9 protein-coding genes and 1 pseudogene are annotated in these 9,866 nt (G+C 72.9%); 9 read left to right on the forward strand and 1 reads right to left on the reverse strand.

The annotated features are described in order from the left end of the window. From OZN99_RS17955 to OZN99_RS17985, 7 genes and pseudogenes are all read left to right on the forward strand, one after another. A pseudogene (locus OZN99_RS17955) lies at nt 1-457 on the forward strand (hypothetical protein); the annotation flags it as partial. Further along, complete coding sequence (locus tag OZN99_RS17960) at nt 454-1,413, forward strand: respiratory chain complex I subunit 1 family protein (protein WP_270936638.1); 960 nt, start codon at nt 454-456, stop codon at nt 1,411-1,413. The pseudogene OZN99_RS17955 and the gene OZN99_RS17960, both read left to right, overlap by 4 nt. 151 nt (nt 1,414-1,564) lie before the next feature. Further along, the gene (locus OZN99_RS17965) at nt 1,565-2,236 is read left to right on the forward strand and encodes a hydrogenase-4 component E (protein ID WP_270936639.1); all 672 of its coding nucleotides are present in this window, start codon (nt 1,565-1,567) and stop codon (nt 2,234-2,236) included. Nucleotides 2,237-2,321: 85 nt separating this feature from the next. After that, a complete protein-coding gene (locus OZN99_RS17970; protein ID WP_270936640.1) occupies nt 2,322-3,773 on the forward strand; it encodes a hydrogenase 4 subunit F in 1,452 nt (483 codons plus the stop codon). Then, a complete protein-coding gene (locus OZN99_RS17975) occupies nt 3,770-5,281 on the forward strand; it encodes a hydrogenase large subunit (RefSeq protein WP_270936641.1) in 1,512 nt (503 codons plus the stop codon). Before OZN99_RS17970 ends, OZN99_RS17975 begins: the two co-directional genes overlap by 4 nt. Continuing rightward, nucleotides 5,278-5,514: a hypothetical protein gene (locus OZN99_RS17980; RefSeq protein WP_270936642.1), complete on the forward strand. Its 237-nt coding sequence runs from the start codon at nt 5,278-5,280 to the stop codon at nt 5,512-5,514. The genes OZN99_RS17975 and OZN99_RS17980 overlap by 4 nt, the downstream gene beginning before the upstream one ends. A gap of 11 nt (nt 5,515-5,525) precedes the next feature. Next, nucleotides 5,526-6,074, forward strand: a complete 549-nt coding sequence (locus OZN99_RS17985) for an NADH-quinone oxidoreductase subunit B family protein (RefSeq protein ID WP_270936643.1) — start codon at nt 5,526-5,528, stop codon at nt 6,072-6,074. A 388-nt stretch (nt 6,075-6,462) separates the two neighbouring features. Here the strand turns inward: OZN99_RS17985 and OZN99_RS17990 are convergent, their stop codons facing one another. Further along, a complete protein-coding gene (locus tag OZN99_RS17990) occupies nt 6,463-7,776 on the reverse strand; it encodes a glycosyltransferase family 39 protein (protein WP_270936644.1) in 1,314 nt (437 codons plus the stop codon). 82 nt (nt 7,777-7,858) lie between these two features. On the opposite strand from OZN99_RS17990, the gene OZN99_RS17995 reads away from it, so the two are divergent. Together OZN99_RS17995 and OZN99_RS18000 are read left to right on the forward strand one after the other, a co-directional pair. Beyond that, a complete protein-coding gene (locus tag OZN99_RS17995) occupies nt 7,859-9,337 on the forward strand; it encodes a UbiA family prenyltransferase (RefSeq protein ID WP_270936645.1) in 1,479 nt (492 codons plus the stop codon). Further along, entirely contained in the window at nt 9,334-9,747 is a 414-nt protein-coding gene (locus OZN99_RS18000) for a DMT family transporter (protein ID WP_270936646.1), read from the forward strand. Before OZN99_RS17995 ends, OZN99_RS18000 begins: the two co-directional genes overlap by 4 nt. Nucleotides 9,748-9,866 lie beyond the last annotated feature (119 nt).

Raw genomic sequence — 9,866 nt, forward strand, 5'->3', positions numbered from 1 at the left:
CGCGGCGCTGCTGGCGGTCAGCGGCCTCGCGGTCTGGGCCGCGGTGAAGCGCCGTGCCGCCGCCGGCGTCTCGCGCGAGGAGAGCGCGCGCGGCCCGGCCTGGGATTGCGGCTTCGCCGCGCCGCCCCCGCACCTGCCCTTCGGCGACCCTCTGACGCAGCCCTCCGCTGCCGGCCTCGGCCAGCCATTGCGCCGCATGCTCGGCCAGCCGGCGCTGGCGGCGCATGAGTCGGTGACGATGCCGCCGCCCGGTGACGTCGCGCCGGCGCGCCTCTCGGCCGGCTTCCGCGATCCCTCCTTCGCGCTGCTGCTGGCGCCGCTGGCGGCCGCGCGGGAGGCGGTGGTGATCCGCACGGAGCGGCTGCGCGACCTGACGATCCGCCAGTGCCTGATGCTGCCCTTCGGCGCGCTCGTCGCGCTGCTGGTGCTGATCGTGTGGCTGGAAGGCGCGACGTGATCGTGCTCGCGTCGATCCTGACGCAGCTGCTGCACCTGGCGCTGCTGCTGGCCGCGGCGCCGCTGGTGGTGGGCGGCATACGCTGGCTGAAGGCGCGCATGATGGGCCGGGTCGGCGCGCATCCTCTGCAGCCCTGGCGGGACCTGCTGAAGCTGCTGCGCAAGCGCCCGGTGCTGGCGGAGAATGCCAGCTGGATCAGCCGCGCCGCGCCCTATGCCGCGGCCGGCGCGGCGGTGGCCGCGGTGGCGCTGGTGCCGAGCTTCGCGCGCGGCATGGCGCTTGCGCCGCTCTCCGACCTGGTGCTGCTGGCCGGGTTGCTGGCGCTGGGGCGCGTGGCGCTGGCGCTGGCCGGCCTGGATGTCGGCACCGCCTTCGGCGGGCTCGGCGCGGCGCGGGAAATGTCCTTCGCCGCGCTGGCGGAGCCGGCGCTGCTGCTGGTCGTGCTGATCTTCGCCATCATCGCCGGTACCACCGGGCTGGAGGCGATCACGGCCACCTTCCAGGACGGCGCGGTGGGATTGCGCGTCTCGCTGGCACTGGCGCTCTTCGCGCTGTGCGCCGTCGCGGTGGCGGAAAATGCCCGGATCCCCGTGGACAACCCGGCGACGCATCTGGAACTCACCATGGTGCACGAGGCGATGATCCTCGAAGCCTCGGGCCGGCACCTCGCGCTGTGGGAGGCGGCGTCCGCGCTCCGGCTGACGTTGTGGCTGGCGCTGATCGCCGCGGTCTTCCTCCCCTTCGGCACGGCGCCGGCGGGCTTCGCGCCGCTCGGCTGGCTCGTGGGCCTGCTGGCCTGGGTCGCCAAGATGGCGGTGCTGTGCCTCGCGCTGGCCGCCTTCGAGAGCGCGATCGCCAAGATGCGCGTCTTCCGCGTGCCGGAGTTCCTGGGCGTGGCGCTGCTGCTCGGCCTGCTCGGCGCCATCCTGCTTTTCGTCTCGACGAGGTTGGCGTGAAGCGGCGAAGGGAAGGACTGGCGGGCGGCGGAGCGGCCCGAGGCTGCGAATGCAGCCCGCGCACAGCCCGTACGCATGGCCCGGCGCTCCAGGCGCCTGCGCGAAGCCAAGGCGGCGGATGCCGCCGCCCGGCGTCTGAGGGCATCAGGTCATGAGCGGGTTCGGCAGCCTGGCCTACGACGTTTCCCACCTGCTCGGCGGGGGCGTGCTGCTGCTGTCCTTCGTGCTGCTCTACCAGCGCCATATCGGCGCGGTGATCAATGCCTTCGCGGTGCAGGGCGGGCTGCTGGCCGTGGCTGCCGCGTGGCAGGGCTGGGTGCAGGGCGCGCCCGGCCTCTACGTGACGGCGGTGATCGCCTTCGGCGCCAAGGCGGTTGCCATCCCCCTGGTGCTGCGCCTGCTGATCGGCCGGCTCGGCCTGCACCGGGAGGTGGAGCCCTCGCTCGGGATCGGCGCATCGCTGCTCGCGGCCATCGGGCTGGTCGGGCTGTCCGTGCTGGTGGTGCTGCCGGTGACGGCGGGCGGGGCGACGCCGCTGACGCGGGTGGACCTGACGATCGCGCTGTCCGTCGTGCTGCTGGGGATGCTGGCGATGATTGCGCGGCGCAACGCGATCAGCCAGGTCGTCGGGCTGCTGAGCCTGGAGAACGGCCTGATCCTGGGCGCGGTCGGCGTGGCGGGCATGCCGCTTGTGGTGGAGCTCTCGACCGCTGCGCTGGTGCTGATGGTGGCGGTCGTCGCCGCCGTCGTGGTCTTCCAGATCCGCGAGCGTCTCGACACGCTGGACACCTCCATCCTGGATCGTCAGCGGGGGGATGCGTGACGCCGATGCGGCTGCCTCCCCCCTTCGCCCCCCTCATCCTGCCTTCTCCGCCCAGCGCGGGGAGAGGGTTCGGGGGCGACGCCTGATGCCCTTGCCCTGGATACTGGTGTTCTTCCCGTGGTTCGGCGCCGTGGTGCTGGCGCTGATCCCGCCGCGGCTCGGCATCGGGCGCTATGTCAACATCGGCGTCGCGGCGGGCTCGCTGGCCATCGCGCTCGCGCTGCTCGGCCATCCGCATGGCGAGCAGGGCTGGACGCGCATCGACGCCCTAAACCTGCCCTTCGTCGCGGTGGCTGCGCTGGTCGGGCTGACGACGGCCGCCTTCTCCGCCGCAACGCTGGATGCGGAGCGCTTCGACGCGCTGCGCATCCGCGCCTACCACGCCGCGTTCCAGGTCTTCATGGGCGCGCAGTTCCTGGCGCTCGTCTCCGACAACCTCGGCGTGATGTGGGTGGCAATCGAGATCGCGACGCTGGCCTCCGTGCTGATGGTCGGCGCCCATGGCACGCCGGCGGCGGTGGAGGCGGCGTGGAAGTTCTTCATCCTGTGCGGCGTCGGCATCGCGCTGGCGCTGTTCGGCACCATCCTGCTGTATCTCGCCGCGCAGCCGGTGATCGGCTCCGGCGATCCGGGCCTGTCCTGGGTGGCGCTGCGGGCGGTGGCGGCGCACTGCGATCCCGGGCTGCTCAGCCTGGCCTTCGTCTTCCTGCTGGTGGGCTACGGCACCAAGGCGGGGCTGGTGCCGCTGCATTCCTGGCTGCCGGATGCAGAGGCCGAAGGCCCGCTGCCGATCTGCGCCGTGCTGTCGGGCCTGCTGCTGAACGCCGCGCTGCTGGCCATCCTGCGGGCTGAGGCGATCGTCGGCGGCAACCCCGCGGCGCTGCCGGCCGGCCCCTTCCTGATCGGCTTCGGCATGTTGTCGCTGCTGCTGGCGGCCTTCTCGCTGTGGCGGCGGCGCGATGCGCGGCGGCTGTTCGCCTGGAGTTCAATCGAGCATGTCGGGCTGGCCACGCTGGCCTTCGGAATCGGCGGCGTGGTGGCGAACCTGGCCGGCATCCTGCACCTGCTGGGGCATGCGCTGGTGAAGAGCGGGGTGTTCTTCGCCGTCGGCGCGGCGGCGCAGATCAAGGGCAGCCAGAAGGTGCAGGACATCGGCGGCCTGGCGGCGAGCCATCCGGCGCTGGGCTGGGGGCTGGCGCTCGGCATCGCCGGGCTGGCGGGCATGCCGCCCTTCGCGCTGTTCGTCTCGGAATTCCGCCTGGTGACGGAGGTTGCGGCGCGGCACCCCTGGCTGGTGCTGCCGGTCGGGATCGGCCTGCTGATGGCGGCGGCGGCGCTGGTGCGCGTGCTGCAGGCGCTCTGCCTGGGCGAGCCGACGCGCGACAACCCGGTGCCCGGCGCCTTCGCGCTGCCGGGCGGCCTGCTCTGGGCCACCGTGCCGGTCTGGCTGCACCTGGCCCTGGCCGCCGCGCTGGGCTTCGCCGCGCCGGCGGGCTTCGTGGCGCTGCTGCGCGCCGGCGCGGAGATCCTGGGATGACGGGCGCTGCCTCCGACCTCATCCGTCGCGGCGCAGCGCAGGGCTGCCGGCCCTTCGAGCGCTACCTGCTGACGCGCCCGGCCTTCGTCGAGCTGCGCGCAGCGCTGGCGGAGGAGCCGACCCTGGCGCTGCTCTCGCTCTGGGCGGAGCCGGCGATGGTGCATGCCGCCTTCCTCGACGAGGCGGATGGCGGCCTGCTGCTGGCGAGCTGCCCGGCCGAGGGTGGCTATCCGGCGCTGTCCCCGGCGCGCCCCGGCGCGGTGCGGTTCGAGCGTGCGATCCGCGACCTCTGGGGCTTGGTGGCCGAGGAGGCGGCGGACCTGCGGCCCTGGCTGGACCACGGGCGCTGGGGCGTGACCGCGCCGCTGGCTGCGAAGCCATCCCGCGACCCCGTCGCGCCGCTGCAGCCCACCTTCCTGCCGATCGAGGGCGAGGGCTGGCACCAGATCCCGGTGGGGCCGGTGCATGCCGGCGTGATCGAGCCCGGCCATTTCCGCTTCACCGTGCAGGGCGAGATGGTGGTCCGGCTGGAGCAGCTGCTGGGCTACACGCACAAGGGCACGCTCTCCCTCATGCAGGGCAAGTCGCCGCGCGCGGCGGCGCGCTTCGCCGCGCGGCTGTCGGGCGACACCACGGTGGCGCATTCCCTGGCCTTCGCCCTGGCCGCGGAGGCCGCGACCGGCACGCAGGCGCCGCCCCGCGCCGCGCTGCTGCGCGCCGCGATGCTGGAGCTGGAGCGCATCGCCAACCACGTCAACGACTGGGGCTTCATCTGCAACGACGCCGCCTTCGCCTGGCCGCATGCGCGCTGCGGCGTGCTGCGGGAAGGTGTGCTGCGGGCCAATGCCGCGGCCTTCGGGCATCGGCTGATGATGGACCTGGTGATCCCGGGCGGCCTGGCCGTGGACCTCGCGCAGGAGGGCCAGGCGCCGATCCTGGCCGCGCTGGCCGCGGTGGAGGCCGAGATCCCGGCGCTGCTCTCGGTCTATGACGACCATGCCAGCCTGCAGGACCGCGTCGTCGGCACCGGCATCCTGAAGCCTGAGCTTGCGGCGCGCTTCGCCGCAGGGGGCCATGTCGGCCGCGCCTCCGGCCGCGCCTTCGATGCCCGTCGCGCCCTGCCGCACGCGCCGTACGACGCGCTGCCGGTCGCGGTCGCCACCTTCGCGGAGGGCGACGTGGATGCGCGGGTACGCGTGCGCATCGCCGAACTGCAGGAGAGCATCGGCCTGGTGCGCCGCCTGCTGGCCATGCTGGAACCCGGCGAGATCCACGCACCGCTGCCGCAGAAGGGCGGCGAGGGCATCGCGGCGGTGGAGGGGTTCCGCGGCGAGATCCTGACCTGGATGGCGCTGGACGATGGCGGGCTGATCCGCGCCGTCTTCCCGCGCGATCCGTCCTGGCTGCAATGGCCGCTGCTGGAAGCCGCGATCGAGGGCAACATCGTCGCGGACTTCCCGCTGTGCAACAAGTCGTTCAACTGCTCCTACAGCGGGGTCGATCTGTGAGCGGCAGATATCCGACGCGCGAGGGCGCCGATGCCGGCGCCAGCGGGATGTTCACCGTGACGCTGCTGAAGCCCGGGCCGGGCCGGCAGGTGGCCGAGCACTGGGCCTATGACGAGCGCGCGCAGGCGCTGGACGACCTAGGCTGGATCGCGGAGCGCGTGCCGCCGGGCACGGAGCTGGTGCTGCGCGACCCGGAGGGCGTGGACCTGCTGCGCGTGGCGAAGCTGGCCTGAGGGAGGGACGGATGCTGTGGCCGAAGCTGGCGAAGCGCCTCGTCTCCCGCCCGCTGACCGATGCCAGCCCGAGTCCGCCCGATGCGGTGGTGCAGGCGCTGATGGCCCGGCTGGAGGCGACCGCCCGCGCCCGGCTGGGCCGCAGCCTCGCCATCCGGGAGGTGGATGCCGGCAGCTGCAACGGCTGCGAGCTGGAGGTGAACGCCATGGCCGGCGTGCTCTACGATCTCGAGCGCTTCGGCCTGCGGATCGTGGCCAGCCCGAAGCATGCCGACGTGCTGCTGGTCACCGGTCCCGTCACCCGCAACATGCGGGAGGCGCTTGAGCGCACGCGGACCTGCACGCCGGAGCCCTGCTGGGTGGTGGCGGCCGGCGACTGCGCGGCGGATGGCGGCGTGTTCAAGGGCAGCTACGGCGTGGAGGCCGGGGTTGCGGCGGTGCTGCCGGTGGACCTGGTCATCCCGGGCTGCCCGCCGAGCCCGGCGCAGCTGCTGGAAGGCCTGCTCGCCCTGCTCGAGGCGCAGGGGGCGCCGCGCCGGATGCCCGCCGGCGCCTCGTAGCCCGGCACTTTGCCGCTTTGGCACTTTGGCCTGCGGCATGGCGCGCGGGCTTCGGACACATGCCGCGGTCCGGACAAAAGAAAGGGCCGGCCGCATTGCTGCGACCGGCCCGAAGGGCCGATCCCCATGAATGGGTCCGGCCTCGTCGGCATCGGCCTGCCGGGAAATGGCCGACGCCGAATGGCATGGCGCGCCACTGCGGCGGGCCGAAACGGGTCACGACACCCGGTCTGTCCGCCGGAGGCGGGCGACACCGGGTGCACGGCAATGCCGTGGAGATCCCAACCATGCGGAACGGGGCCTCTCGCCGCCATGAGGCCGGGCTGAAATTGCAGTAATCAATCGGCTTCGGCGTATTTTCTTGCGGGGTGCGCCGGGGGCGCTCCGGTCAGGCCGTCGCCCGTCGCCGCTCGGCGGGGGAACGGGCCAGCCGCATCAGCAGGGCATGGGCCCCCAGCCCCGCAAGCACGCAGAGCATGGGCATGATCGGCAGGCGGTAGCGGTAGACGACGTAGAACAGCATGTGGACGGCGGTGTAGCCGGCGACCATCAGCAGGATCGCGCCGATCCCCCGCCAGTCCTGGCGCAGCCGCAGGAAGGCGGCCACGCAGAGCAGCGCGATGCCGAGATACTGCACCAGCCAGATCAGGCGCACGAACTGCTCGACGCGGGTTTCCTCGTATTTGCCGGAATGGGTCGGCGGTTCCCAGAAGGCGAGCGCCTTGCGCAGCGACAGCGCGATGGTCTCGCCGGGATTGTCCAGGATGTGCTGCTTGGCGAGCTCGCCGAGGTACTGGCTCGACCCCCGCTCGCCGAGCTCCTCCCGCAGGGCGTGCCAGCGCGGGCCCATCGGCGTGTCGGCGATGCTCATGAAATAGGGCGTCGCGTTGGGGTTGTTGCCGAGATAGAGGTTGAAGCCGCCGTTGTTGTTCACGCCCCAGCCGCCGAAGGCGAGGTGGTTGCGCACGACCACCGGCGCGATCGTCAGCGCGCCGACCAGCCCGGCGAGGACGAAATAGCGCAGGGTTGGAGCTACCGCCGCGCCGCGCGCGAAGAAGGCGATGGCGACGAAGCCCGGAAGGAAGGAGATCGCCGCATTGCCGGTGACGACCAGCCAGCCGGTCGCCACGCCGAACAGCACGGGGTTCAGCACGCGCCACGCCCCGCCCGCGCCGGCATGCGCCGCGAGCACCAGCTGCGCCATCAGAAGGAAAACCATCAGGTTCTCCTTCGCGACATAGGCGCCGTAGACGCTGGCCTCGACATAGGCCGCCAGGATCAGCGCGCCGAGCGCCGCCGCCCAGGGCGAGCGGAACATGGCGCGGGCCGCGAGATAGGCGAACAGCACGGCCGCGATGCCGAGGACCACGTTCACCGCCTTCACCACGGCGATGCTGGTGCCGAACAGCACGAAGAACCCGGCCAGGAAGATCGGGTAGCCGATGCTGAGGAAGGCGGTCGGCTTGCCGTCCTCCAGGATCAGGCCGCGACCTGCGGCCAGATGGCCGGCCAGGTTCCAGTAGCCGAGATAGTCGCTCTCGAGCGGGGAGGGCACGGCGACGGCGGCGCCGACGCGCATCGCCGCGGCGAGCAGCAGGATGGCGGCCAGGACCAGGGCCTCGCGTCGCGACCATTCAGGCTTCGGCAAGGAACCCGTGCTGTGGGTCGCGGGCGCGGCGCGCCGGAAGGTGTCGGCCGTCATGCCGGCCCCTCTACGGGCTCGACCGGGACATTGCAATGTCGTATGCACCGCGACCCCCGCCCAGGACCTTGCGATCCAGCCGATGAGCGCGGTTTCCGAGATGCTGGAGCCCGGCGCCGCCAACCGGGACGTGCTGCCCGTGGTGGTGGACCTCGACGGCACGCTTCTGCGCATCGACAGCCTGCACGAGGCAGCGCTGGATGCCGTGCTGGCCGACTGGCGCGTGGCGCTGCGCCTGCCCGGCTGGCTGGCCGAGGGCAAGGCGCGGATGAAGGCGGAACTGGCGCGGCGCTGGCGCTTCGACCCCGCGACGCTGCCCTACAGCCCGGCCGTGCTGGCGTGGCTGCGGAGGCAGCGCGCGGCGGGGCGCCGCCTGGTGCTGTGCACCGCGACGCATCGCGACGTCGCGGAGCCCATCGCGCGCCATCTCGGCCTGTTCGACGAGGTCATCGCGACCGAGGGCGACAACAACCTGCGCGGGCCGGCCAAGGCGGAGGCGCTGGTGCGCCGCTTCGGGCGCGGCGGCTTCGTCTATCTGGGCAACGACGCCACCGACCATCCCGTGTGGGACGCGGCGGCGGAGGCGGTGGTGGTGAACGCGCCCGCCGGCGTGCTGCGGGAGGCGCAGGCGCGCCACAACGTGGTCGCCGTGCTGGAGGACCGTCGCGACGTCGCCCGCGCCGCGCTGCGCGCCATGCGGCCGTATCAGTGGGTGAAGAACGGGCTCTGCCTGATCCCGCCGGTCGCCGCCGGCAATTTCTGGGGCGTGGAGGCCTGGGCCGGCGCCTTCGCCATCGCGCTCGCCTTCTGCCTGACGGCCTCCGCCATCTACCTGCTGAACGACATCTCCGACCTGGCGGCGGACCGCGCCCATGCGCGCAAGTCGCGCCGCCCCTTCGCCAGCGGCGACCTGCCGGTGGCCGTCGGCCTGGCGCTGGCGCCGGCGCTGCTCCTGGGCGGCATGCTGCTCGGCTGGGCGTCGGGCGCGCTGCTGCCGCTGCTGGTCTACTGCGCGGTCTCCCTTGCGTACAACCTCGGCCTCAAGGAACAGCCGCTGGTCGATGTCTTCGTGCTGTCCGGGCTCTACACCATCCGCCTGTTCGGCGGCGGCGAGGCGAGCGGGCACCCGGTCTCGCTCTGGCTGCTGGGCTTCTCCTCCTTCGTGTTCCTCAGCCTCGCCTTCGTGAAGCGCGTGTCGGAGCTGCAGCGGCTGCGCGATGCCGGCGCGGGGCGGGGCGGGCGGGCGCTGCGCCGCGGCTACATGGTGGAGGACATCGGCCTGCTGCAGGGCTGCGGCCTGTCGGCCAGCTTCGCCTCCGCCATCGTGCTGGCGCTGTATGTGCAGAGCGAGACGGCGGCGCGCGCCTATGCCAATGCCGCGGTGCTGTGGGGCGCGGTGCCGCTGCTGCTGTTCTGGCAATGCCGGCTGTGGATGTCCACGACGCGCGGCTACATGCATGACGATCCCATCGTCTATGCGGCGCGGGACTGGGTGTCCTGGGCGGTGTTCGGCTGCCTCGGCCTGGTGGTCGCGGTGGCGCTGCTGCCGATCGGGCGATGAGCGAGGCTGCGCGGCGCCCGATGATCACCTGGACCCTGGTCGCGACGATCCTGGTCGCCGTCAGCGCCTCCGCCCTCGCGCAGGTCGCGCTGAAGCACGGCATGAGCATCCCGTCCGTGCAGTCCAGCCTGGCGGCCGGCGGCGCCTGGCCGATCGCGCTGGCCATCCTGGCCAGCCCGACCGTGTGGCTCGGGCTGATGCTGTATGGCGGCAGCGCGGTGGTCTGGCTGTTCGTGCTGGCACGGCTGGATGTCTCGGTCGCCTATGCCTTCGTGGCGCTGGGCTTCCTGCTGACCATGGCGCTGGGCTGCCTGCTGCTGGGCGAGCCGCTGACGCTGCGCAAGCTGGCCGGCACGCTCTGCGTGATGGTCGGCATCTGGCTGGTCGCCACCGGCACGACGCCGCGCTGACGGTGCTGCGGCTCGCGCCTCTTCTGCTGGCGCTGCTGCCCGGCCTGGCCGCCGCCGAGACGCTGCGCGTCGGCCCCGGCGAGCGCTTCGACCGGCCGAGCCGCGCGGCCGCCGCGGCG

It is taken from the genome of Falsiroseomonas oryzae (genome assembly GCF_027856955.1).
Classification (GTDB): domain Bacteria; phylum Pseudomonadota; class Alphaproteobacteria; order Acetobacterales; family Acetobacteraceae; genus Falsiroseomonas; species Falsiroseomonas oryzae.

Excerpts from the sequence above, each read along its gene's own strand:
- OZN99_RS17965 (WP_270936639.1), top strand. The coding sequence starts at position 1,565 with ATGAGCGGGTTCGGCAGCCTGGCCTACGACGTTTCCCACCTGCTCGGC.
- OZN99_RS17970 (WP_270936640.1), top strand. The coding sequence starts at position 2,322 with ATGCCCTTGCCCTGGATACTGGTGTTCTTCCCGTGGTTCGGCGCCGTG.
- OZN99_RS17975 (WP_270936641.1), top strand. The coding sequence starts at position 3,770 with ATGACGGGCGCTGCCTCCGACCTCATCCGTCGCGGCGCAGCGCAGGGC.
- OZN99_RS17985 (WP_270936643.1), top strand. The coding sequence starts at position 5,526 with ATGCTGTGGCCGAAGCTGGCGAAGCGCCTCGTCTCCCGCCCGCTGACC.
- OZN99_RS17990 (WP_270936644.1), bottom strand. The coding sequence starts at position 7,776 with ATGACGGCCGACACCTTCCGGCGCGCCGCGCCCGCGACCCACAGCACG.
- OZN99_RS17995 (WP_270936645.1), top strand. The coding sequence starts at position 7,859 with ATGAGCGCGGTTTCCGAGATGCTGGAGCCCGGCGCCGCCAACCGGGAC.
- OZN99_RS18000 (WP_270936646.1), top strand. The coding sequence starts at position 9,334 with ATGAGCGAGGCTGCGCGGCGCCCGATGATCACCTGGACCCTGGTCGCG.